This is a genomic window from Rosenbergiella sp. YN46, assembly GCF_036620675.1.
Lineage (GTDB): Bacteria > Pseudomonadota > Gammaproteobacteria > Enterobacterales > Enterobacteriaceae > Jejubacter.
Genome location: NZ_JAZHEE010000049.1, coordinates 1 through 22,877 on the forward strand (window position 1 = coordinate 1; position 22,877 = coordinate 22,877).

At 57.1% G+C, this 22,877-nt stretch carries 22 protein-coding genes; 6 read left to right on the forward strand and 16 right to left on the reverse strand.

Annotated elements, in window-relative coordinates:
* Nucleotides 1-231 precede the first annotated feature (231 nt).
* Nucleotides 232-1,011 (reverse strand): pimeloyl-ACP methyl ester esterase BioH, encoded by a 780-nt coding sequence (gene bioH / locus V3W49_RS21005; RefSeq protein WP_500147930.1) that lies wholly within the window; start codon nt 1,009-1,011, stop codon nt 232-234.
* Between the two features lie 35 nt (nt 1,012-1,046).
* Here bioH and gntX point away from each other — a divergent pair, with 35 nt between their 5' ends.
* Together gntX and nfuA are read left to right on the forward strand one after the other, a co-directional pair.
* Nucleotides 1,047-1,730, forward strand: coding sequence for a DNA utilization protein GntX (gntX, locus tag V3W49_RS21010; RefSeq protein WP_500147931.1), 684 nt, complete (start codon nt 1,047-1,049; stop codon nt 1,728-1,730).
* A 58-nt stretch (nt 1,731-1,788) separates the two neighbouring features.
* Entirely contained in the window at nt 1,789-2,364 is a 576-nt protein-coding gene (gene nfuA / locus V3W49_RS21015; protein ID WP_500147932.1) for a Fe-S biogenesis protein NfuA, read from the forward strand.
* A gap of 48 nt (nt 2,365-2,412) precedes the next feature.
* On the opposite strand, the gene V3W49_RS21020 is transcribed toward nfuA, so the two are convergent.
* The 3 genes from V3W49_RS21020 to glpE form a co-directional block, all read right to left on the reverse strand.
* Complete coding sequence (locus V3W49_RS21020; RefSeq protein ID WP_500147933.1) at nt 2,413-3,171, reverse strand: DeoR/GlpR family transcriptional regulator; 759 nt, start codon at nt 3,169-3,171, stop codon at nt 2,413-2,415.
* Between the two features lie 14 nt (nt 3,172-3,185).
* On the reverse strand, nt 3,186-4,019 hold the full coding sequence (gene glpG / locus V3W49_RS21025) for a rhomboid family intramembrane serine protease GlpG (protein ID WP_500147934.1): 834 nt from the start codon (nt 4,017-4,019) through the stop codon (nt 3,186-3,188).
* A gap of 68 nt (nt 4,020-4,087) precedes the next feature.
* Complete coding sequence (gene glpE / locus V3W49_RS21030; RefSeq protein WP_500147935.1) at nt 4,088-4,417, reverse strand: thiosulfate sulfurtransferase GlpE; 330 nt, start codon at nt 4,415-4,417, stop codon at nt 4,088-4,090.
* 239 nt (nt 4,418-4,656) lie between these two features.
* Between glpE and glpD the strand changes: the two genes are divergently transcribed.
* Nucleotides 4,657-6,165, forward strand: a complete 1,509-nt coding sequence (gene glpD / locus V3W49_RS21035) for a glycerol-3-phosphate dehydrogenase (RefSeq protein ID WP_500147936.1) — start codon at nt 4,657-4,659, stop codon at nt 6,163-6,165.
* A gap of 299 nt (nt 6,166-6,464) precedes the next feature.
* Here the strand turns inward: glpD and asd are convergent, their stop codons facing one another.
* Entirely contained in the window at nt 6,465-7,571 is a 1,107-nt protein-coding gene (gene asd, locus V3W49_RS21040; RefSeq protein WP_500147937.1) for an aspartate-semialdehyde dehydrogenase, read from the reverse strand.
* 177 nt (nt 7,572-7,748) lie between these two features.
* Here asd and V3W49_RS21045 point away from each other — a divergent pair, with 177 nt between their 5' ends.
* Nucleotides 7,749-8,345: a YhgN family NAAT transporter gene (locus V3W49_RS21045; protein WP_500147938.1), complete on the forward strand. Its 597-nt coding sequence runs from the start codon at nt 7,749-7,751 to the stop codon at nt 8,343-8,345.
* A gap of 99 nt (nt 8,346-8,444) precedes the next feature.
* Here V3W49_RS21045 and gntU read toward each other — a convergent pair whose 3' ends face one another.
* From gntU to ggt, 5 genes are all read right to left on the reverse strand, one after another.
* Nucleotides 8,445-9,785 (reverse strand): gluconate transporter, encoded by a 1,341-nt coding sequence (gntU, locus tag V3W49_RS21050; protein ID WP_500147939.1) that lies wholly within the window; start codon nt 9,783-9,785, stop codon nt 8,445-8,447.
* 11 nt (nt 9,786-9,796) lie between these two features.
* Nucleotides 9,797-10,321: a gluconokinase gene (gene gntK, locus V3W49_RS21055; RefSeq protein ID WP_500147940.1), complete on the reverse strand. Its 525-nt coding sequence runs from the start codon at nt 10,319-10,321 to the stop codon at nt 9,797-9,799.
* A 165-nt stretch (nt 10,322-10,486) separates the two neighbouring features.
* Complete coding sequence (gntR, locus tag V3W49_RS21060; protein ID WP_500147941.1) at nt 10,487-11,482, reverse strand: gluconate operon transcriptional repressor GntR; 996 nt, start codon at nt 11,480-11,482, stop codon at nt 10,487-10,489.
* 99 nt (nt 11,483-11,581) lie between these two features.
* On the reverse strand, nt 11,582-12,277 hold the full coding sequence (locus V3W49_RS21065) for a pirin family protein (protein ID WP_500147942.1): 696 nt from the start codon (nt 12,275-12,277) through the stop codon (nt 11,582-11,584).
* Nucleotides 12,278-12,747: 470 nt separating this feature from the next.
* Complete coding sequence (gene ggt, locus V3W49_RS21070; protein ID WP_500147943.1) at nt 12,748-14,463, reverse strand: gamma-glutamyltransferase; 1,716 nt, start codon at nt 14,461-14,463, stop codon at nt 12,748-12,750.
* Between the two features lie 122 nt (nt 14,464-14,585).
* Here ggt and V3W49_RS21075 point away from each other — a divergent pair, with 122 nt between their 5' ends.
* Nucleotides 14,586-14,888, forward strand: a complete 303-nt coding sequence (locus tag V3W49_RS21075; RefSeq protein ID WP_500147944.1) for a DUF2756 domain-containing protein — start codon at nt 14,586-14,588, stop codon at nt 14,886-14,888.
* Here V3W49_RS21075 and ugpQ read toward each other — a convergent pair.
* From ugpQ to livH, 5 genes are all read right to left on the reverse strand, one after another.
* Nucleotides 14,885-15,631, reverse strand: coding sequence for a glycerophosphodiester phosphodiesterase (gene ugpQ, locus V3W49_RS21080; protein WP_500147945.1), 747 nt, complete (start codon nt 15,629-15,631; stop codon nt 14,885-14,887). The two genes, V3W49_RS21075 and ugpQ, sit on opposite strands and share 4 nt — an antisense overlap.
* Nucleotides 15,632-15,773: 142 nt before the next feature.
* Nucleotides 15,774-16,487, reverse strand: a complete 714-nt coding sequence (gene livF / locus V3W49_RS21085; RefSeq protein WP_500147946.1) for a high-affinity branched-chain amino acid ABC transporter ATP-binding protein LivF — start codon at nt 16,485-16,487, stop codon at nt 15,774-15,776.
* Between the two features lies 1 nt (nt 16,488).
* A complete protein-coding gene (gene livG / locus V3W49_RS21090) occupies nt 16,489-17,256 on the reverse strand; it encodes a high-affinity branched-chain amino acid ABC transporter ATP-binding protein LivG (protein ID WP_500147947.1) in 768 nt (255 codons plus the stop codon).
* The gene (locus V3W49_RS21095) at nt 17,253-18,530 is read right to left on the reverse strand and encodes a high-affinity branched-chain amino acid ABC transporter permease LivM (protein ID WP_500147948.1); all 1,278 of its coding nucleotides are present in this window, start codon (nt 18,528-18,530) and stop codon (nt 17,253-17,255) included. The genes livG and V3W49_RS21095 overlap by 4 nt, the downstream gene beginning before the upstream one ends.
* Nucleotides 18,527-19,453 carry a high-affinity branched-chain amino acid ABC transporter permease LivH gene (gene livH / locus V3W49_RS21100; RefSeq protein ID WP_500147949.1) on the reverse strand — a complete coding sequence of 309 codons (927 nt, stop codon included), beginning with the start codon at nt 19,451-19,453 and terminating at the stop codon, nt 18,527-18,529. Before livH ends, V3W49_RS21095 begins: the two co-directional genes overlap by 4 nt.
* Before the next feature lie 562 nt (nt 19,454-20,015).
* Between livH and panM the strand changes: the two genes are divergently transcribed.
* Nucleotides 20,016-20,396 (forward strand): aspartate 1-decarboxylase autocleavage activator PanM, encoded by a 381-nt coding sequence (gene panM / locus V3W49_RS21105; RefSeq protein WP_500147950.1) that lies wholly within the window; start codon nt 20,016-20,018, stop codon nt 20,394-20,396.
* A 37-nt stretch (nt 20,397-20,433) separates the two neighbouring features.
* Here the strand turns inward: panM and V3W49_RS21110 are convergent, their stop codons facing one another.
* Nucleotides 20,434-21,543, reverse strand: a complete 1,110-nt coding sequence (locus tag V3W49_RS21110; protein WP_500147951.1) for a branched-chain amino acid ABC transporter substrate-binding protein — start codon at nt 21,541-21,543, stop codon at nt 20,434-20,436.
* Nucleotides 21,544-22,877 lie beyond the last annotated feature (1,334 nt).

Genomic DNA, 22,877 nt, shown 5'->3' on the forward strand with positions numbered 1-22,877 from the left:
TCTACCATGTCCCCGAACAAGTGTTCACTATGTCCCCGGACCGTACACTCCCAAAGGGAGAGGGGACTGGCTGGCGCGGTTTGTTCCCGCTCCCTCTGGGGAACTGGCTGGCGCGGTTTGCTCCCGCTCCCTCTGGGGGGACTGGCTGGCGCGGTTTGCTCCCGCTCCCTCTGGGGGGACTGGCTGGCGCGGTTTTCTCCCTCTCCCTTCGGGAGAGGGCCGGGGTGAGGGTCACCCCACCAAACAACGGCGACCAAAATCCTCAACCGCTTCGCAAAACGCCCCAGGATGCGAGATAAAAGGCGCATGGGCCGCCTTCGGCAAAACCAGAGATTCGCTGCAAGGCCAGCGTTCGTCCAGAAGCGCCACCACCTTACGCGGCACCAGACCATCCAGATAGCCGTAAATCCGCAGGAAAGGCAGCGTCAGCCCGGCCAGAGGTTCGCGCAGATCCTCCTGTTTAAGGATCTCCAGCCCGCCATTCAGCACCTCCACCGTCGGCATCGGCTGGCTAAGCACCACTTCCTTCAGGCGCCGGGCATCCTGCCGCGCAGTTTCAGTTCCCAGAGTTTGCAGCGCCAGAAAGCGCTCTACCGTACGACGGAAATCTTCACTCAGTTGCTGCTGAAAGCCCGATAGCACCTCCGGCTTAATACCCGGCCACGCCTCCCGGGCGGCGAAGCAGGGCGAAGAGGCCACGCTGATTAGCCCACTGACCCGCTCTGGCTGCGTCAACGCTACCTCACTCGCCACCAGCCCGCCCAGACTCCAGCCCAGCCATAACGCACGCGGCGGCGCATGGCGCTGAACCTCTTGCGCTATCGCCGCCAGCGTCATCGGCCCGTAATTCTGACTGCGCCCATATCCCGGCAGATCCACCAGGTGTACGGTGAACTGCGAGGCCAGTCGATCGCTAATGCAACGCCATACCTCCGCATTCAGCCCCCATCCGTGTAACAGCACAAGATGCTGTTTTCCCGTTCCCAGGGTCTGCCACCACAGATTACTCATCGGTTATGGTTCTCATTATTATGAAGGAGGCGAGTATGCTATCAATCCCGGCCCGCTGTTGGCTATGCCAGATGCCCCTGAAGCTTGCGTCTCACGGGCTATGCAATTGCTGTACTCATGCCCTAATTCGGCCACATCACCGCTGTCCGCGCTGCGGCCTGCCTGCCCGTACCAGCCCTTCACCCTGTGGGCGCTGTGTGGCTAAGCCTCCCCCCTGGCTACAGATGGTGGCCGTGGGGGATTACCAGCGACCGCTCAGCACGCTGGTGCATCAGTTCAAATTCAGCGGCGGCGTGGCGCTGGCCTCGCCGCTGGCGCGCCTGCTGTTACTGAAGGTACTAACGGCCCGGCGCGAACGAGCGCTGCCGCTTCCGGATTTAATCGTCAGCGTGCCGCTGGCGCTCAGGCGCCAGTGGCGGCGCGGTTTTAATCAGAGCGCGCTGCTGGCGGAACCGATTTCCCGCTGGCTGGACTGCGAGCACAGGCCCAATACGCTACGGCGAACCCGGGCTGCGCCGCTACAGCACCATCTCAATGCCAGGCGGCGCGCCGCCAACCTGAAAAATGCCTTTCGTCTTGAATTACCGGTAGCAGGTCGCCATATCGCTATTGTGGACGATGTCATCACCACCGGGAGTACCGTCGGCGAAATCGCCAGGCTGCTGACGCGCCACGGCGCCGCTGCGGTTCAGGTATGGTGCCTGTGCCGCACCTTGTAGCCCTTCCCGGATGGGCGTATTATATCCGAGTAAACCAGTCAACTATCAGGCCAATGCTATGATCCGTATTTCCGATGCTGCACAAGCACACTTCGCCAAACTGCTGGCCAATCAAGAGGAAGGGACCCAGATCCGCGTATTCGTCATCAATCCGGGTACCCCGAATGCGGAATGCGGCGTCTCCTACTGCCCGCCGGATGCCGTAGAGGCGACGGACACCGCACTGAAGTTCGATCAGCTGACCGCTTACGTCGATGAATTAAGCGCACCTTTCCTGGAAGATGCGGAAATTGACTTCGTGACCGATCAGTTGGGCTCCCAGCTTACGCTTAAGGCGCCGAACGCCAAAATGCGTAAAGTGGCGGACGACGCGCCGCTGATCGAGCGCGTGGAGTATATGATTCAGTCTCAGGTTAACCCGCAGCTGGCAAGCCACGGCGGTCGGGTATCGCTGATGGAGATCACCGATGACGGTTACGCCATTCTGCAGTTTGGCGGTGGCTGTAACGGCTGTTCAATGGTCGATTACACCCTGAAAGAGGGAATTGAAAAGCAGCTGCTGAACGAGTTCCCGGAGCTGAAAGGGGTGCGTGACCTTACCGAGCACCAGCGCGGCGAGCACTCTTACTACTAAGCCCCTTACACCAACCCTCTCCCGATGGGGAGAGGGAGCAAGTAAGTGCTAACACAGCTCCAGCTGCACGTTATGGGCGCTGATGACCTGCATTACCCCCGTCGGCGGCGGAGCGTCGGTATAGACCGCATCCACCAGGCTGATACTACCCAGATTCACCATCGCGTTACGGCCAAATTTCGAGTGATCCACCACCAGCATCACGTGACGTGAATTGTCGATAATGGCGCGTTTGGTGCGCACTTCATGGTAGTCAAACTCCAGCAACGAGCCGTCGCCATCCACTCCGCTAATGCCCAGAATGCCGTAATCCAGCCGGAACTGAGAGATAAAATCCAGGGTCGCTTCACCGATAATACCGCCATCCCTACTGCGCAGCTCACCGCCCGCGAGAATAATACGGAAATCCTCTTTCGCCATCAGCGTGGTCGCCACGTTCAGATTGTTGGTGACTATCCGTAAATCCCGGTGGTCAAGCAGCGCGTGCGCCACCGCTTCCGGCGTGGTGCCAATATCAATAAACAGCGTCGCCCCATTGGGGATCTCGCTCGCCACCCGACGGGCAATGCGCTCTTTCTCGGCGGTCTGAGTCGCCTTACGGTCATGCCAGGGAGTGTTCACCGAGCTGGAAGGCAAAGCCGCGCCGCCGTGATGGCGCATAATCATATTCTGCTCGGCCAGGTCGTTCAGATCGCGGCGAATGGTCTGGGGACTAACGGAAAACTGCGCTACCAGCTCCTCGGTACTGACATATCCCTGCTGCTTAACCAGCTCGATAATCGCGTCATGACGTTGTGTTTGCTTCACATTTCTACTCCTGATTACGTTCTTTTACGCGCATGCAAGGTATCCACCAGCGCCATTGCCAACCCCACCAGCAGCCCGGTAACGTGGGCGCCATTGGCAATGGAAAGTCCGAACAGATCAAACCACCCCGCGATTAACCAAATCAGCGCAAAGGCGATCAGCCCACGCGGCAACTGAATTCCACTTTCGGGATCGCGTTCGCCACGTAGCCAGACATAACCCATCAGCGCGTAAACCACACCGGAAAGACCGCCGAACCAGGCGCCGCTAAACTTATGCTGTATAAAGCCGCTCAGCAGGGCGGAAATCAGCGTCAGCACCAGCAGTTTGCCGGTGCCGAGCCGCTTTTCTACCGGCCCACCCAGATACCACCACCATATCAGGTTAAAAAGGATATGGAGTAGCGAGAAATGGAGCAGCGCATGGGTAAAGTAGCGCCACAGCTCATACTTAAGCGAAGGATCAAACGGCCAGGCCAGCCACAGCATCACCCTCTGATCGCCAACCACCTGCATCAGGATAAAAACCGCGATACAGGCAGCGATGACCAGGAAAGTCAGTGGCCCGGCATGCTGGCGCAGGGTCTCCATAAAGGGATAGCGCTGATAGCGCAAACCGGATCCGGTCTGACCGGTCTGCCAGCTGGCGGCCAGATAGCGGGGATCTTCCGGATGTTCCAGAAAGTGGGCCAGCGCCTCGCGCACTCGCGCTTCTTCGCGGGGATCCGCCAGCCAGAGTTCGCTGCGCGCATGCTCACGACGAATGGTGAGTACGACCCCCTGGGTCGCCATATAATCGACAAACGCCTGCGCCACGCGCGGATTGTCGAACGAGGTAATCATTAACATAAAAGGTTCGCCGGGATTATCCATACAGAGAGGGCCAGTATACCTCGTCCCCAGATCAACGCCGACCTTTAACCGGCCTCATGGCTGACCTGCTCCGGGAACTGGCGATGCCAGGCCTCAAACCCGCCAGCCACGCTATAAACCTGTTCGAAGCCCTGTTGCAGCAGATACTGAGCTGCCCCCTGACTACTAATGCCGTGATAGCACATCACCATCACAGGCGTTTCGAAGTCGGTCTGTTGCATAAAGGCGACCAGGGTGTCGTTGGTCAGGTGAAACGCGCCCGGCACGTGAGCCAGAGCGAAACTCTGCAGATCGCGAATATCCACCAGTACCGCGCCGTCCTGCTTCAGTTTCTGGTGCGTCTGCTCAATCGTGATTGTTTCAAAGTGATCCATATAAATCTCTACATCTGTTTGTTGTTATCGCAGGTGAAAAAACCGAAGCACCGCCCGAACAGGCGAAGCGTCGCGACCTCCAATGGTAACGCCAGGTGTACGTCCCCGGATACCCAAAACGCCATTATGTTATGCATATCACGCGAAAATGTTTTTTCCTGGTTACCAAAAGCGCGTTCTCTTGCTATTATGAGCGATAACGAACATTTTTGAGCTATAACGAAAGTGATGAGGACAGCATGGAAACCAAAGATCTGATTGTTATTGGTGGCGGCATCAACGGTGCCGGTATCGCGGCAGACGCCGCCGGACGCGGCCTCTCCGTGCTGATGCTCGAGGCCCAGGATCTGGCCTGCGCCACCTCTTCCGCCAGTTCTAAACTGATTCACGGCGGCCTGCGCTACCTGGAACACTATGAATTCCGGCTGGTAAGCGAAGCGCTGGCCGAACGCGAGGTACTGCTAAAGCTGGCGCCCCATATCGCCTTCCCGATGCGCTTTCGCCTGCCGCATCGCCCGCACCTGCGCCCGGCCTGGATGATTCGCACCGGCCTGTTCCTGTACGACCACCTGGGCAAACGCACCAGCCTTCCGGGCTCCTGCGGCTTGCGTTTTGGCGCGGATTCAGTACTGAAGCCGGAGATCGTGCGCGGTTTCGAATATTCCGACTGCTGGGTGGACGACGCGCGCCTGGTGTTGGCTAACGCTCAGATGGTGGTGCGTAAAGGTGGAGAAGTGCTAACCCGCACTCGCGCCACGTCTGCCCGCCGCGAAAACGGTCTCTGGATTGTGGAAGCCGAAGATATCGATACCGGCGAACGTTTTAGCTGGCAGGCGCGCGGTCTGGTCAACGCTACCGGCCCGTGGGTGAAATCCTTCTTCGACGACGGGCTGCATCTGCCTTCGCCTTACGGCATCCGCCTAATCAAGGGCAGCCATATCGTGGTGCCACGAGTTCACAGCCAGCCTCAGTCCTACATTCTGCAGAACGAAGATAAGCGTATTGTGTTTGTGATTCCCTGGCTGGATGAGTTTTCGATTATCGGTACCACCGACCAGGAATACCATGGCGATCCGAAGGATGTGAAAATTGACGACGATGAAATCAATTACCTGCTGAAGGTCTACAACGCGCACTTTAAAAAGCAGCTTGAACGCAACGATATTGTCTGGACTTACTCTGGCGTGCGTCCGCTGTGCGACGATGAATCCGATTCACCGCAGGCCATCACCCGCGACTACACCCTGGATGTCCACGACGAAAACGGCAAAGCGCCACTGCTGTCGGTGTTCGGCGGTAAGCTCACCACCTACCGTAAGCTGGCCGAACACGCCATGGAAAAACTGGCCCACTACTATAGTAATATCGGGCCGGCCTGGACCAAAACCGGCGTGCTGCCCGGCGGCGAGATCCCGGGAGATCGCGATGACTACGCGGCAGATCTGCGCCGCCGTCACGGCTGGCTCAGCGAGAGCCTGGCGCGCCACTATGCCCGTACCTACGGCAGCAACAGTGAGAAGATCCTGGAGAACGCCCGCTCGCTAAGCGATCTGGGCGAGGATTTCGGTCACGAGTTCTACGAGGCGGAACTGCGCTATCTGGTAGAACACGAGTGGGTGCGCAAACTGGACGACGCCATCTGGCGCCGCACCAAGCTCGGCATGTGGCTGAACGACGAACAGCAGGCTAAGGTGGCACAGTGGCTGGCGGAACATCCCGCTAAATCCACGCTTTCGCTGGCGTCCTGATACAACGTCAACATCTTAAAGAAAAGGGAGCCGAAGCTCCCTTTTTCTGAATCTATACCCTAAATAATTCGAGTTGCAGGACATATCTGCCACAGGCAGATATGAACGTGCTTCAGGGCGGCCCCGAAGGGCCTCGTAACGTGGCAAGAGAGTGACAAACCGGTTTACCGGTTTGAAAAGCGCTTGCGCTGGCCCATAGGATGAGCCATAGGCCCATAATCCCCAGTCACTTACATCAGTCAGTGACTGGGGTGAGCGAACGCATCAACGCACATGCAACCTGAAGTATGACCGGTATATCAGGCCAGCTGACGCAGCATACGACGCAGCGGCTCTGCTGCGCCCCACAGCAGTTGGTCACCAACCGTGAAGGCAGAAAGATACTCTGGCCCCATATTCAGCTTACGCAGACGCCCCACCGGGGTGCTCAGGGTGCCGGTCACGGCGGCAGGGGTTAGTTCGCGCATCGACAGCTCGCGATCGTTAGGTATTACCTTCACCCAGTCGTTATGGGTCGCCAGCATCTCTTCAATGGTGGCGACAGAGACATCTTTTTTCAGCTTCAGAGTAAACGCCTGGCTATGGCAGCGCAGGGCGCCGACGCGCACGCACAAACCATCGACCGGAATCACCGCGTCGGTGGCCAGAATTTTGTTAGTTTCCGCCTGCCCTTTCCACTCTTCGCGGCTCTGGCCGTTATCCAGCTGTTTGTCGATCCACGGAATCAGGCTACCCGCCAGCGGTACGCCGAAATTATCAACCGGCAGCTCGCCGCTGCGGGTCAGGCCGGTTACTTTACGTTCAATATCGAGGATCGCCGAAGCCGGATCGGCCAGTTCGTCCGCCACGCAGCCGTGCAACTGCCCCATTTGGGTCAGCAGCTCGCGCATATGGCGCGCTCCACCGCCAGACGCCGCCTGATAGGTCGCCACGGAAGCCCACTCGACCAAATCGTTGGCGAACAGACCGCCCAGCGACATCAGCATCAGGCTAACGGTACAGTTACCGCCCACAAAGGTTTTCACACCACGGTTCAGGGCCGCGTCGATAACCTGCTGGTTGACCGGATCCAGAATGATAATGGCATCATCTTTCATTCGCAGTGACGATGCTGCATCAATCCAGTATCCCTGCCAGCCGCTGTCACGCAGCTTAGGGTAAATTTCGTTGGTATAATCGCCGCCCTGACAGGTCACAATAATATCCAGCGCCTTCAGTGCCTCAAGATCCCGGGCGTCTTGCAGCGTGCCCCCGGTTTTTCCGGCAAATGACGGAGCCGCCAGGCCGGTCTGAGAGGTGGAAAAGAAGACGGGGCGAATAGCGTCGAAGTCGCGCTCTTCCTGCATGCGCTGCATCAGTACGGAGCCGACCATGCCGCGCCAGCCGATAAAACCAACATTTTTCATAATGAGTAATTCCTGAGAGGTGTGTGCCTGTTGTGCATCCCAGCGGTGATACTGGTACAGTCATTCACCATACAAAATGCAGCCAAAGTCGCAAGTGAAATTAATCAATGATCGCCGCCCCATTAGTAACCCGGCTAATCGTAAGGCCAGGGCGGCTGACACCAGAGAAAACCAGCTATGAGTGAAATTATCTCCGCCGCAGTGTTACTTATCCTGATTATGGATCCGCTGGGCAATCTGCCGATATTTATGTCGGTGTTAAAGCATACGGAGCCGAAGCGGCGACGCGCCATTATGGTTCGCGAGCTGTTTATCGCCCTGCTACTGATGCTTGTCTTCCTGTTCGCAGGCGAAAAAATTCTGGACTTCCTGAACCTGCGGGCGGAAACCGTCTCGATCTCCGGCGGAATTATTCTGTTTCTGATAGCGATTCGAATGATCTTTCCGAGCCAGGAGGGGAACGCCAGCGGCCTGCCCGCCGGTGAAGAGCCCTTTATCGTACCGCTGGCGATTCCGCTGCTGGCGGGCCCGACGCTACTGGCAACCTTAATGCTGCTTTCCCACCAGTACCCCGGGAAGATGGGGGCGCTGGTGATCGCTCTGCTGGTCGCCTGGGGGGGTACCGCCCTGATTTTGCTGCAGTCGTCGCTGTTTTTGCGTCTGCTGGGGGAAAAGGGCGTTAACGCGCTGGAGCGGTTGATGGGGCTGGTGCTGGTAATGATCGCCACTCAGATGTTCCTGGATGGCATCCGGGCCTGGATGAAGAGCCTGTAATATACGACCAGCCGCCCGGCTACCGGGATTATTTCTCCGTTGCAGAAACGACAAAGGGCTTGCGAATGGAAGCCCTTTTTTCGTCATTATCAGCCGCTGTCAGGAGAGCAACTGAAAGGCTATCATACCGACAATCGCCCCGACGGTGCCGAGGATGGTCTCCATCAGCGTCCAGGTCTTCAGAGTCTGGCCCTCGGTGGCACCGGTGAAGCGACCATACAGCCAGAAACCTGCGTCGTTCACGTGGCTGACCACAATGGAGCCGCCCGCAATGCAGATAGAGAGCGCTGCCATCTGCGCGCCGCTATAGTTGAGCTGTTCGATAACCGGCATCACCAGTCCGACCGCAGTCAGACAGGCAACGGTTGCGGATCCCTGGATAATACGAACCGCCGCCGCCAGCACAAAGCAGGTAATCGCGATCGGCAATCCCATACCGGTCAGCGCTTCGCCCAGCGCCGGCCCCACGCCGGAATCCACCAGCACCTGCTTGAACACGCCGCCCGCGCCAATCACCAGCAGGATAATCCCCGCCGGCTGCAGCGCCTGGCCGCAGATATCCATCACCTTGTCTTTCGGCATGCCCTGACGCATCGCCAGGCCGTAGATCGCCACCAGACAGGCCACCAAAATAGCGGTGAAGGGGTGACCGATAAACTCCAGCCACTCATACAGGTTTGAGCCTTCCACGGTAAAGCGAGCGGCAATGGTTTTCAGCCCCACCAGCACCAGCGGCAGCAGAATCAGCGACAGGCTGAAGCCAAAAGAAGGCAGTTTCCCTTCGCCCAGATGGGGTTCGGTAATGTCGTCGGGAATATTCAGTTCAACGTAGCGACCGATGAAGTTACCGAACAGCGGCCCGGCAATCAGCATCCCCGGAATCGCCGCACACAGACCAATGAGGATCATCCAGCCAAAGTCGGCGTGCATCTGAGAAGCCAGCAGCATCGGCGCCGGCCCAGGCAGCAGGAAGGCGGCCGCGGCGGCCACCCCGGCGAACAGCGGAATCACAAGCTTCACCAGGTTAGTGCCGGTATGGCGCGCCATAGAGAAAGCCACGCTAATCAGCAGCACGATCGCCACTTCGAAGAACAGCGGCAGCGCGCAAATCAGGCCCGCCAGGCCAATAGCATAGTGGGCGCGGCTATGGCCGAAAGACTTCAGCATCTTCACCGCAATCTGATCCACCGCGCCGGTTTCATGCAGGATCTTGCCGAACATGGCGCCCAGCGCCACCACCACCGCCAGGAAGCCCAGGGTTCCCCCCATGCCTTTTTCCATGGTGGCGGCGATTTTATCCAGCGGCATCCCGGAAAACAGGCCCGCGCCAATAGAAACAACCATCAAAGCCACGAAGGCGTGCATACGCGCCTTCATAACTAAAAACAGCAGCAGCAATACCGAGCCTACTGCTGTTAAAACAAGCGTTAATGTACTCACAACACAGCCTTTTATTTTTTATTGATAAGCTTGATGGTACTTGCCACCACGCCGTCCAACGGCTGGTCAATATCCACAACCAGTACGTCGCGTTCATCGTCATGAGGCTCTTCCAGAGTCTCAAACTGCGTTACCAGCATCTGCGGCTTAAAGAAGTGGCCTTTACGCGACTTCAGACGGCTTTCGATCAGGTCATAGTCTCCTTTCAGATAGATGAAGGAGAGATTATCGTTACCTTCACGCAGCAGGTCGCGGTAGCGCTTTTTCAGCGCAGAGCAGACAATGAGCGACACTTTATTGGTGCGCTGCATCGCAAAAGCGGCGTCATTCAGGGCCCGCAGCCATGGAGTGCGGTCATCATCGTTCAGCGGTTCGCCGGACGCCATCTTAACGATGTTGCTGCGCGGATGAAGGAAATCGCCGTCCAGGAACGCCGCGTGTAGCTGGTGGGCGACTTCGCTGGCGACGGCGGATTTACCGCTACCAGAGACGCCCATCAGGACGTAGACGTGATGATCGTGGTTGATAGTGCTCATAGCGTAACTCCGACTGGCACAAAAAAAGAAAACAACTAATAACGGAAAGAAATAATGTTACGGGTAACTGTTATCGGTAACATTGTCGATGTCGCTAACATAAGAAGCAACCATCATCCCGTGCTAAAATCGATTATTGTGAACTACGTCAAATAATGAGGTCATTCAGATTGAGCCCCCCGGAGACAGGGTAAAACCCAAATCCAGCATCTGTGGGGAGATAGTTTCGCCGCGAATGCGCGCCAGCAGGCGCTCGGCGCCGATGCGCCCCATACGTTCACGCGGCGTCAGCACGCTGGCCAGTTGCGGCTCCATCACCTGGCCGATATCGTGACCGTGGAAGCCGGCGATAGCCATATCACCGGGGATGCGTAGCCCCAGACGCTGGCACTCAAAGGCAGCCCCCACCGCCAGGTCATCGTTAGTACAGAAAATACCGTTCAGTTCCGGATACTCGCGCCGGGCCCGACGAAACAGTTCCACCCCGGAAGAGTAGGAAGAGGACTGTTCCGCCATCACGCTATAGGGCGTCAGACCCGCATCGCGCATCGCCTGTTCATATCCCTGCTGCTTCATCAGGGTACGCTCATCCAGACGCGCCCCCAGGTAAGCGACATTTTTATGGCCGCGCGCAAGGATGGCGGCGGTCATCTGACGAGCGGCTTCAACGTTATCAAACCCCACCGCGATATCCAGACAGGGCGAAACGCTGTCCATCAGTTCCACCACCGGAATACCGGAAATTTCGATCATTTTCAGGGTACGCGGCGTATGGGTACGTTCCGATAAAATCAGGCCGTCAATATTCCACGAGAGCATTGACGTCAGACGTTCCTCTTCCAGTTCCGGCTTATAGCCATAGTGCGCCAGCATAGTCTGATAGCCATGAGCGTCGATAACGCTCTCAATACCGCGCAATACCTCGGCAAAAACCTGGTTGGTAAGCGACGGCAGAAGCACGCCGATGGCGCGACTGGTGGCATTAGAGAGAATGTCAGGTGCGCGGTTGGGTATATAGCCCAGCTCATCCAGCGCGGCGGCGATTTTGTCCCGCAGCGCGACGGAGACCTGTTCGGGATTACGTAGAAATCGGCTGACCGTCATCTTGGTCACACCAACGCGATCGGCTACATCCTGAAGTACGGGTCTTTTCTTTTTCATCGTCCTGAAGCGTTTACCGGTGATAATCGCCTCAGTTTAGCATGGACAGGGCTCAACCTTCCCCTGTTACGGAGAAGGTTGAGAGGTCTGGCAGAACGATCACACTGCCGGCAGATCGAAGAGCAGGATTTCACTGTCCTGACCGGCCTGAATCGTCAGACTCTTTTCATCCCAAATCGCCAGACCATCGCTGGTGGTCGCTTTGGTTCCGTTTACCGTCACCTCGCCTTTTACCACCTGGATCCAGATACGGCGCCCTTCGCGAACCTCAAACTGGCTCTCTTCGCCATTGGTCAGCGCCCAACGCCACAGTTCCATATCCTGGTACACCTTCAGAGAGCCTTCCCGGGCGTCCGGCGACAGTACCAGCTGGCGCCCCTGAAGCGCATCGAAGCGGCGCTGCTCATAACGCGGCGTTATGCCATTCCGCTCCGGGATTATCCAGATCTGGTACAGGCGCAAACGCCGATCGCTATTCGGGTTGTACTCCGAATGGCGAATACCGGTACCGGCGCTCATGATCTGAAACTCGCCAGCAGGCACCTGCTCCTTATTACCCATGCTGTCCTGGTGCTCTACCGCCCCTTCCAGCACATAGGTCAGGATCTCCATATCTTTATGAGGATGGGTGCCAAAACCCTGTCCGGCTTCCACCACGTCTTCATTAATTACCCTGAGGGCGGAAAATCCCATAAAGTTCGGATCGTAATAGTCAGCGAAAGAGAATGAGTGCCAGGTATCCAGCCAGCCGTGGTTAGCATGGCCGCGATCGTCGGCTTTACGTAAGTAAATCATCTGTACCCCCTCATACATTAGTTGATGCGTTAAGTGTGCACCCAAATAACCTGCGATCATAGAGGGTTAAAATTGACCTCAACCTTCAAAAAAAATGAATAAGTTATTAGTGAATAATCAGAGTACATCCGCAACCCGATAAGCTGTGTGGCTCAGTACACCCTATAATTAAGCGTGATAAGATTCAGTTTCTCTGAATCAGAAAAAAGGCGGGAATAAAAAAAAGCCAGCGCAAGGCTGGCTAAGAAATACTGGAAGCAATGTGAGCAATGTCGTGCTTTCAGGTCTACACCCCGGGAGGGTTCCCCCTGAACGCATGGCAATAATAATCATTATCATTCGCATGTGTCCAGCCTTTTTTAGAAAAAAATGCGATTAAAATCCTGATTAAAACCAATGATGTTTAAAGGGTTTTCCATAACCTGCTGAGGTCGAAAGAAAAACGGCGACGCGCTGCGTCGCCGCTGCGGTTAATAGCCCGCCGCCAGATCGTCCTGCGAGCGGGGATCGGCAGCGCCGTACAGCGTACCGTCCGGCGCTACCATAATGCTCTGAGTACTGCCCATGGCCGGTTTCACCACCACATTCTGCCCTTTCTGCTTCAGAAGTTTAATGGTATCCGGGCTAAAGCCCTTTTCCAGACGCAGCTCATCTGGCTGCCACTGATGGTGAAAACGCGGCGCATTGCTGGCTTCCGCCACATTCATACCGAAATCGATGGTATCAAGCAGCATCTGCAACACCGTGGTGATAATACGGCTACCGCCAGGGCTGCCAGTCACCAGCCAGGTCTTACCGTCTTTCAGTACCAGGGTCGGCGACATCGAAGAGAGCGGACGCTTGCGCGGCCCCACGGCATTGGCCTCGCCGCCAACCAGCCCATAGACGTTAGGTGCCCCCGGTTTAGCGGAAAAATCGTCCATCTCATTATTCATCAGAATGCCGGTGTCTCCCGCCACAATACCGGTGCCGAACGTGGTGTTCAGCGTATAGGTCACAGCCACGGCATTACCGGACTTATCGACCACCGAAAAGTGGGTGGTTTGATCGCTCTCATAAGGCACCAGATTTCCCGGCCCGATCTGCGATGAAGGCCGCGCCTTGTTAAGGTCGATCTTCTCCGCCAGCGATTTCGCATAGGCTTTACTGGTCAGCGCGGCTGCAGGCACCTTCACAAAATCAGGATCGCCCAGATATTTCGAGCGATCGGCATAGGCATACTTTTCAGCCTCCGCCACCAGTTGGATGGCATCGGCGCTGCCGAAGCCGTACTTCGCCAGGTCGAAATTCTCAAGAATATTCAGGATCTGAATGATATGAATCCCGCCGGAGGAAGGCGGCGGCATGGAGTAAATCTGATAGCCGCGATAGTCACCGCGTACCGGTTCACGCTCCACCGCCCGGTAGCTGGCTAAATCAGCTTTATCAATAAGCCCGCCGTGCTTCGCCATCTCAGTAGCTATCTGCTGCGCAATATGGCCTTTATAAAAAGCGTCGGCACCGTTTTCGGCAATCATCTCCAGGCTTTTCGCCAGATTAGCCTGTACCAGCCGCTCCCCTTTAGCCAGCGGCTTGTCTGCTTTCCAGAAAATAGCGCGGCTGTTGGCATGCTGCGGCAGCACTTCGCTTCCATACTGTTTCAGATCGTCCGCCAGCGCATCGTTAACCACAATACCGTCCCGCGCCAGGCGAATCGCAGGCTGAATCACTCTATTCAGCGGTAGAGAGCCGTATTTTTCCAGCGCCAGGGTCAGTCCCGCCACCGTACCCGGCGTACCGGAAGCCAGATGAGAGGTCAGCGATTTTTTGCTGTCGGCGTTACCTTTGTCATCAAGAAACATATCGCGGCTGGCCCGGGCCGGCGCCGTTTCCCGGAAGTCGATGGCTGTCACCTTGCCCGAAGCGGTATGCAACATCATAAAGCCCCCGCCGCCCAGGTTACCCGCCTGGGGATGCGTCACCGCCAGTGCGAATCCGACTGCCACTGCGGCATCCACTGCGTTGCCGCCCTGCTTCAAAATATCCACCCCAACCCGGGTCGCGGTGGCATCCACCGACGACACCATACCGTTGCGCGCCTTTACCGGATGGAAAACGTCCTCCTCCACGCCGTATGAAACCGGCGGCGGCGCCGCCATCACCTGAAAGCTTATGCCAAGCGCCAGGCCAATAATCCACTGCTTCATCTTGTTTTCTCCTGTTCTCCCGAATAATCCCTGTTTAATACTGGCTCAATGTGGCTGAAAAACCATCGGCGGGAGTAAAAAAGCGATATAATTATCAAAATGTTCCGGGAAGGAGAACGCAGATGAAAAACGCATTGATTATCGCGGCGTTACTGGCGCCGCTGACCGTCATGGCCCAGCCTCTGACATCGCATCAGCAGCAGCGGAACCAGCAAATTCACAACCAGCAAATGATGAATAACCCAACCCAGCAGCGTATGCAACAGGAGATGCAGAGCCGGCAGATCCAGCAACAAAACCGGCTGAATCAGGGCATTCAGAATCAACAGCAGCAACAGCAGCAGCGACTGCAAAATCAGATCCGCGATAACCGCGAACGTACCCTCCAGTCGCAGCCGGGCAGCAACCGTAACAACCTGCGCTAAATCTGGCGGGCAAAGTCCGGCCCGATTTTATCGATGCGGTCGGTACAGATGATATCCACCCCCTGACGCAGCAGCTGTTCCGCTCGCCGGGGGGTATTAACCGTCCAGGCCAGAATTCGTAACCCTTCAGCCTTCAGCGCCAGGATGCGCTCAGCCGTTAAGTCCCGATGCCAGACGTGAATCGCCACACATTCCAGACGATGGGCCAGTTCAGCCCCATCATCGCGCCAGTTTTCCAGCAGCAGGCCGCGCGGAAGCCGCGGCGCCGCGTCGCGAGCCGCTTCCAGCGCCGCGATGGAAAACGAAGAGAGCAGCGGCGGCGTCATATCCTGCCACAATCCCTGAGCCGCCAGCGCCACTTCGCGCCCGGTTTGCGCCTCGCGACCGGTCGTGGGCTTAATTTCGATATTGATTTGCAGGTTAAGCCGACGACAACGCTCTGCCACTTCGCTCAGTAACGGCAAAGGTTCGCCCTTAAAGCGATGACTGAACCAGCCGCCGGCGTCCACCTGGCGCAACTGTTCCCAGTTGAAATCTCCCGCCACGCCCCAGCCGGAGCTGGTACGTTCCAGGGTATCGTCATGCAGCAGGAAGATCTGCCCATCCTTTGACAGTTTGGCGTCACACTCAAACAGGCGATGGCCCAGCGCGGCGCCCACGTCAATCGCCGCCAGAGTATTTTCCGGCGCCAGTTTACCGCCGCCCCGATGAGCGGCGATGGTTGCATAATTCCACGGTATCACAGGCCCTTCCTGTTCTGGTTATCAATCCCATCCGGAAGTCCGTGAGCTTAGCGCAGAATCCGACGGGCTACGACATGATCAAACCACCATCGACGTTAATGGTCTGGCCGATAGCCCGGGAACCCCTACTCCCTTCCTGAGTCTACCCTCCCAGATAAGCGCTTCTCACCGCTTCGTTAGCCAGTAGCGCTTCGCCGGTATCTTCCAGCACCACCCGACCGTTTTCCAGCACGTAACCGCGATCCGCCAGCTTAAGGGCCTGATTGGCGTTCTGCTCCACCAGGAAGATGGTCATTCCTTCACGTCTGAGCTGTTCGATGGTGTCAAAGATCTGCTGGATAATAATCGGCGCCAGCCCCAGAGAAGGTTCGTCCAGCAGCAGCAGTCGTGGGTTGCTCATTAGCGCCCGGCCAATGGCCAGCATTTGCTGTTCGCCGCCGGACATGGTACCGGCGCGCTGGGTCCGGCGTTCCAGCAGGCGGGGAAACAGCTCAAAGACCCAGCGCAGACGTTCCTGATACTGCTGTTTGTCGCTAAAGAAACCGCCCATCGCCAGGTTCTCTTCCACCGTCATCCGGGCGAAGACTCGCCGCCCTTCCGGTACGATAGCCACCGCCTCACGCATAATTTTCGCGGTTGGCCAGTCGGTGATGGTTTTACCGTCGAACACTATGTTGCCGTGGGAAGCCCGGGGATCGCCGCACAGGGTACCGAGCAGCGTGGTTTTCCCGGCGCCGTTGGCGCCGATAAGCGTCACTATCTCGCCCTGGCGAATGGTCAGACTCACCTCATGCAGGGCCTGAATTTTGCCGTAGTGCGCGCTCACCCGCTCGAAGGTCAACATCGTCTTTTCCATATCAGGCTTCTCCCAGATAAGCGCGAATAACGTCGGGATGGTTACGGATCTGTTCCGGGGTGCCGTTGGCCAGCGGCGTTCCCTGATTAACCACATAAATGCGATCCGAAATTCCCATTACCAGCTTCATATCATGCTCAATCAGCAGCACGGTGGTGGCGTGGCGATCGCGCAGCTCCACAATCAGCTCGTCCAGCTCTTTGGTTTCACGAGGATTCAGGCCCGCCGCCGGTTCGTCGAGCATCAGGATTTGCGGCTGGGTCACCATACAGCGGGCGATCTCCAGTCGTCGCTGCTGACCATAGGCCAGATTACTCGCCTGGCGGTTAGCGTGCTCCAGCAGACCAACTCGCTCCAGCCACGCGGCGGCTCTATCCAGCGCTTCGCTATGAGCCAGGCGGAAAGCAGGCGTCTTCAGCAGCCCGGAAAACAGGCCGGTTTTCAGTTGCTGATGCTGCGCTACCAGCAGGTTTTCAATCACCGTCATTTCACGGAACAGCCGCACGTGCTGGAAAGTTCGCACAACGCCAAGGCGAGCGATAGCCTGGCCCGGCAACCCTTCCAGATGGCGATCGCCCAGCATAATGGTGCCGCCAGTGGGCTTATAGAAGCCGGTCAGGCAGTTAAATACCGTGGTCTTCCCGGCGCCGTTGGGGCCGATTAGCGAAACGATCTCGCCGGCGTTCAGCGCCAGCGCCACATTGTTGACCGCCAGCAGGCCGCCGAAGCGCATCATCAGGCCGCTCACCGCAAGTAATGGCTGGCTCATGACTGGCCTCCTTTGCCGCTTTCGCTCTTCAGCTTCAGTTTCGGGCGGGTCATCGGCAGCAGCCCCTGAGGGCGCCAGATCATCATCAGCACCATCAGTCCCCCCAGCACCAGCATGCTGTACTCATTAAGATCGCGCATCAGTTCGCGCGACACCACCAGCAGGATCGCGGCCAGTATCACCGCAAACTGAGATCCCATACCGCCCAACACCACAATCGCCAGCACAAAAGCCGACTCGGCAAAGGTGAAGGATTCCGGGCTGACAAAGCCCTGGCGCGCGGCGAACAGGGTTCCGGCAAAGCCCGCGAAAGCGGCGCTGATAGTGAAGGCCGTCAGTTTAATACGTGTCGGGTTCAGCCCCAGCGAACGGCAGGCTATCTCATCTTCGCGCAGCGCTTCCCAGGCCCGGCCCAGCGGCATACGCAGCAGGCGGTTAATCACAAACAGCGTCGCGACTACCAGCAACAACGCCACCAGGTAGAGAAAAATCATGCGATCGCCGGGATCGTACTTGATATTAAAGAAGTGACTGAAGGTGTCCCAGCCACCATCGCGGGCAGTACGACTGAACTCCAGACCAAACAGCGTCGGTTTGGGGATCTGGCTGATTCCGTTAGGGCCACCGGTGAACTCGGTATTGTTTAGCAGCAGAATACGCACGATCTCGCCAAATCCCAGGGTTACAATCGCCAGATAATCACCCCGCAACCGCAATACCGGGAACCCCAGCAGGAACCCCGCAACGGCGGCGGCCAGCCCGGCCAGCGGCAGGCAGGCCCAGAAGCCCAGCCCGTAATAGTGGTTCAGCAGCGCAAAGGTGTAGGCGCCGATAGCGTAAAAACCGCCGTAGCCCAGAACAAGAAGGCCGGACAGCCCAACGACCACATTCAGCCCCAGGCCAAGGATAATGTAGATCATGGTCAGGGTCGCGATATCCACCGAGCCGCGCGTCACCATAAACGGCCAGGCGACGGCGATCAGCAGCAGCGCCAGCAGGAACAGCTTCTGACGCGGCGTAGAGCCATCAATGGCGGGCAACACCCACTTCGGCCCGCTTACCCCTTTCAGGCTTTGCTGAATCAGCGGTCGCAGCAGTTGCACCACAAATACCGCGCCGCAACCGATGCCAATCCACTGCCAGCGAACGTCGGCAGCGCTTCCTACCACCAGCCGGGTGCCGTCCAGCCCCAGTTGAACACCCATAAAGATGGCGGATAATACAAAAAACAGAGCGGCGGAAATCAGCGCGCCCAGAATATGTGCCGGCTTCATACTTTTTCCACCTCCGGACGGCCAAGAATACCGGTGGGCATCACCAGTAACACGCCAATCAACAGCGCGAAGGAGACCACATCCTTATATTCTGTGCTCAGGTAGGCAGAGGTCAGCGCCTCGGCCACGCCAAGCAGCAGGCCGCCGATCATAGCGCCGGGAATACTGCCAATGCCGCCCAGTACCGCGGCGGTAAAGGCCTTCATTCCCGCCATAAAGCCAATGTAGGGATTGATGACGCCGTAAAACTGCCCCAGCAATACCCCGGCCACCGCCGCCATAATGGCGCCAATGACAAAGGTCAGGGATATCACCCGATCGGTATTGATACCCAGCAGGCTCGCCATCTTCAGATCTTCGGCACAGGCCCGGCAGGCGCGGCCCATCTTTGAGTAGCGAATAAACAGGGTCAGCGCCAGCATCGACACCAGCGTCACGCCCCAGATAACCAGCTGCATCGTCGTCACGGTGGCCGAGAAATTCTCGCCGTGAGCCACGGCCCAGCGCCCGGTAAACAGGCTGGGCAGCGCAACATCCCGGGAGCCTTCGGTCAGGCTGACGTAGTTTTGCAGGAAAATGGACATCCCGATCGCCGAAATCAGGGCAATCAGACGCCTGGAGCCGCGCACCGGCCGATAGGCGACCCGCTCAATGCTCCAGCCATACACGCTGGCAATGATTATCGCGCCGACAAAGGCGGCGCCAATCAGCAGCCAGCCGGCGTCAATACCCATCATCAACAGCGCAGCGATAATCATGAAGGAGACATAGCTGCCTATCATATAGACTTCGCCGTGGGCGAAGTTAATCATGCCAATAATGCCGAAAACCATGGTGTAACCGATGGCGATCAACGCATAGGTGCTGCCAAGGGTTACGCCATTAAACATCTGCTGCAAAAAATAGAGAAACTGCTCAGACATAGCTTAACCTTTGAGAGTAAGTGTAACGCGGTCGGAATGAGCTTTATGGCTGCCCTGATGCGGCCCGCCGCTGGCAAGCACAGGCATCCCTGCCGCTAACCGCGTTGCCCCCCGGGCGGATATGCCAGACTGGCTTCCTGATATCATCATCGATAATTCCCATTTGTGTTGAAGTGGTTGTTGTGTTTATCTTTTTCTTTTTTCGGTATCGTTTTTTACTGAGGACGAAGCGCCACCTTCAATATTAAACGCAATCGGGAAAGTCCCCCCAATATTTCGGGAATATTATTCTGGTTTATGACGCAGATAAACAATAAACGTAGCGCCACTTTCCGGGGCGACTTAGGTTATTAAACTAATTTATTCAGATCGGCATGGCTATTTATCCCTTTTATTTCCTCTGTTTCGTTTTTATAAACCATAGAGAATTAATAATGTAAACAAATTCACTGACCATTTCGATTGCGATGAGACGCTAAAAAACGACGCGGGAAGGCCACTTGCACCACCAGGGGATTGGGGTACACTTTCCCCCTTCTCATTCCTGATGTTATGAATCCTTATGAAGCTGACCATTGTGCGCCTCACGGCACTCTCCCCCCAGGATATAATCGATCTGGAAAAAATCTGGCCGGAATACGCGCCTTCCGACCTGCCGCTGGATGAAAACCATCGTCTTTACGCGGCCCGGTTCAATGAACGCCTGCTTGGCGCGCTACGGGTTACCTGCAACGGAACGCATGGCGAGCTGGATTCCCTGCGGGTGCGGGAACTGACCCGACGCCGCGGCGTGGGCAAATATCTGCTTGAAGAAGCCATGCGCGATAACCCGCAGGTCAGCGACTGGCGAATGTCAGCCCGGGACGTGGAAGATAATGCAGCGATGAAGGCGTTTATGCAGGCCATGGAATTCCAGGCTGAACCCGGCGGCTGGCGCCGGTGAATGACCGGCGCCGCATATGGCGCCAGTCAATCGTCTGTTACTTCGCGTCGCTGGCCGTGCCATCGGCGTGCCAGGTAAAGACCCCGAACTCAAAGCCCTTGAGATCGCCTTTCTCATTCCAGGCCAGCGGCCCCATCACGGTTTTCGCGCCGTTAGACTTCAGATCTTTCGCCAGCGCCTCTGGCTCTTCGCTGCCGCTGCGTTCCAGCGCCTGAGCCAGAGATTGCACCGCCGCATAGGTGGTCCAGACGAAGGCGCCGCTCGGGTCGCGTTTCTTCGCACGAATCGCGTCTACGACCGGTTTGTTTTCCGGCATCTGGTCATAGTTCCTGGGCTTGGTGACCAGCATCCCTTCCGCCGCCTCTCCGGCAATGTTAGACAGCGATACGTTAGCGACCCCTTCCGGCCCCATAAACTGGGTTTTCAGCCCTGATGCCCGGGCCTGACGCAGCATCTGCCCCATTTCCGGGTGGTAGCCGCCGTAATAAACAAAGTCGATATTTTCTTTTTTCAGGCGCGCGATCAGGGTGGAGAAATCTTTATCGCCTGCGGTAATGCCGTCAAAGAAGACCACGTTGGCCCCCCCTTTCTTCAGCCCGTCGCGCACCGCGCGCGCCAGCCCCTCACCGTACTGCTGCTTATCGTGAATAACGGCGACGCGCTGAGGTTTAACCTTCTCCAGAATATAGCGCGCGGCGGTCGGCCCCTGGTCGGAATCCAGACCGGTGGTGCGCAAAATCAGCTGATAACCGCGAGCGGTCAGCTCCGGCGCGGTCGCCGCAGGGGTAATCATCAGCACCCCCTCATCTTCATAAATATCGGAAGCTGGCTGAGTGGATGAAGAACAGAGATGGCCAATCACATAGCGTACGCCGTCGTTAACCACCTTGTTGGCGACCGCAACAGCCTGTTTGGGGTCACAGGCGTCATCATACTTCACCGCCACCAGCTTATCCCCTTTAATGCCCCCTTTGGCATTAATATCAGCAATAGCCTGCTCCGCGCCGGTAAACTGCTGATCGCCATACTGCGCTACCGGCCCGGACATGGCGCCGACCACCGCCACTTTAATATCTTTCGCCAGCAGCGAATGACTAAATGCCAGCGCAATACATCCAGTAAGTAACGCCTTACCCTTTATATTCATCCTGATGCTCCCCTTATTGTTGTGTTTTGAATTGTGTTTTCGTTTATAACCAGAAGATTATTTTTTAGCGTTCCGTTTTGATTGTGAAATAATTAACGGACTTCGCTAAAACATACTCTATTTCTGCGGTTCAGGAATAATAATTTCGCCAGCCAAACCACCAGAGAGTGACCGGCGCAAAAAAATGGTTCATCGCGGATTGTCGTGAAGCTGAAGTTACCGGCGGCTGCCTTATCTTCCGGGTGAGTATGTCGCGCAGGCGAAGGTTCCGTTCACCTTAAGGTTACTTTTATATGTCGGTTGCGGAACCGGTGAACGGGCCAGGGGCTCAAATGCCGCCCCTGACAACCCCGCTTTTCGGCGTGAAAATCGCCGCTGTCGCAGATTAACCCGGCCCATCCCTGGGCCGGGCCCCTTCGGGGCAACGCCTGCGGCGTTGTTCAAAATGGCTCCCGGCAATTTTGTCCTGCGCTTTTCCCGTCCGCCGGACGGGTCGGGCGTGACGTCACCTCCCTGAATCTTCTGCCTGAACTCATCCGAAAGGTGCTGCTGGTGTCATTTAGAAAAGACAGACTGAAACGACAAGGGGTTATATCCCGGCTTAAAAAACGCCGTAGCGTTCACGCAGGGCCGGAGGAGCGACAGGATGTCGCGACAGGGCAAGGTCGCCAGGGAAGGCGACCCTTGCCCGTTCCGAAAAGCCCGGAGTGATAAGCGAAGGGGCCCGCGTCAGCGGCGTTTTTTACCGCCGGGGAGCCCGGGTTGCCAGGGGAGCGGCGACTGAGCCCCCCTGGCCCGTTCACCCGTGGTGAATCAGCAGAGAAGCAGTGACGCAAAGTGAACGGAACACCCGCCGCATCGCTATGTTCCGCCGTTTTTATTCTGAAACCAGGCGCTGAAGCCACCTGTCACCCTCACCCCAGCCCTCTCCCGAAACGGGAGAGGGAGTTTCCCGCCAATGAACGGAACAGCCCACCGCATCATTATATTCTGCCGCTTTTGTTCTGAAACCGGGCGCCGGAGCCACCTGTCACCCTCACCCCGGCCCTCTCCCGAAACGGGAGAGGGAGTTTCCCGGCAATGAACGGAGCAGCCCACCGCATTATCATATTCTGCCGCTTTTGTTCTGAAACCGGGCGCTGAAGCCACCTGTCACCCTCACCCCAGCCCTCTCCCGAAACGGGAGAGGGAGTTTCCCGCCAATGAACGGAGCAGCCCGCCGCATCATTATATTCTGCCGCTTTTGTTCTGAAACCAGGCGCCGGAGCCACCTGTCACCCTCACCCCGGCCCTCTCCCGAAACGGGAGAGGGAGTTTCCCGGCAATGAACGGAG

Excerpts from the sequence above, each read along its gene's own strand:
- bioH (WP_500147930.1), bottom strand. The coding sequence starts at position 1,011 with ATGAGTAATCTGTGGTGGCAGACCCTGGGAACGGGAAAACAGCATCTT.
- gntX (WP_500147931.1), top strand. The coding sequence starts at position 1,047 with ATGCTATCAATCCCGGCCCGCTGTTGGCTATGCCAGATGCCCCTGAAG.
- nfuA (WP_500147932.1), top strand. The coding sequence starts at position 1,789 with ATGATCCGTATTTCCGATGCTGCACAAGCACACTTCGCCAAACTGCTG.
- glpG (WP_500147934.1), bottom strand. The coding sequence starts at position 4,019 with ATGTTAATGATTACCTCGTTCGACAATCCGCGCGTGGCGCAGGCGTTT.
- glpE (WP_500147935.1), bottom strand. The coding sequence starts at position 4,417 with ATGGATCACTTTGAAACAATCACGATTGAGCAGACGCACCAGAAACTG.
- glpD (WP_500147936.1), top strand. The coding sequence starts at position 4,657 with ATGGAAACCAAAGATCTGATTGTTATTGGTGGCGGCATCAACGGTGCC.
- asd (WP_500147937.1), bottom strand. The coding sequence starts at position 7,571 with ATGAAAAATGTTGGTTTTATCGGCTGGCGCGGCATGGTCGGCTCCGTA.
- V3W49_RS21045 (WP_500147938.1), top strand. The coding sequence starts at position 7,749 with ATGAGTGAAATTATCTCCGCCGCAGTGTTACTTATCCTGATTATGGAT.
- gntK (WP_500147940.1), bottom strand. The coding sequence starts at position 10,321 with ATGAGCACTATCAACCACGATCATCACGTCTACGTCCTGATGGGCGTC.
- gntR (WP_500147941.1), bottom strand. The coding sequence starts at position 11,482 with ATGAAAAAGAAAAGACCCGTACTTCAGGATGTAGCCGATCGCGTTGGT.
- V3W49_RS21065 (WP_500147942.1), bottom strand. The coding sequence starts at position 12,277 with ATGATTTACTTACGTAAAGCCGACGATCGCGGCCATGCTAACCACGGC.
- ggt (WP_500147943.1), bottom strand. The coding sequence starts at position 14,463 with ATGAAGCAGTGGATTATTGGCCTGGCGCTTGGCATAAGCTTTCAGGTG.
- V3W49_RS21075 (WP_500147944.1), top strand. The coding sequence starts at position 14,586 with ATGAAAAACGCATTGATTATCGCGGCGTTACTGGCGCCGCTGACCGTC.
- livF (WP_500147946.1), bottom strand. The coding sequence starts at position 16,487 with ATGGAAAAGACGATGTTGACCTTCGAGCGGGTGAGCGCGCACTACGGC.
- livG (WP_500147947.1), bottom strand. The coding sequence starts at position 17,256 with ATGAGCCAGCCATTACTTGCGGTGAGCGGCCTGATGATGCGCTTCGGC.
- V3W49_RS21095 (WP_500147948.1), bottom strand. The coding sequence starts at position 18,530 with ATGAAGCCGGCACATATTCTGGGCGCGCTGATTTCCGCCGCTCTGTTT.
- livH (WP_500147949.1), bottom strand. The coding sequence starts at position 19,453 with ATGTCTGAGCAGTTTCTCTATTTTTTGCAGCAGATGTTTAATGGCGTA.
- panM (WP_500147950.1), top strand. The coding sequence starts at position 20,016 with ATGAAGCTGACCATTGTGCGCCTCACGGCACTCTCCCCCCAGGATATA.
- V3W49_RS21110 (WP_500147951.1), bottom strand. The coding sequence starts at position 21,543 with ATGAATATAAAGGGTAAGGCGTTACTTACTGGATGTATTGCGCTGGCA.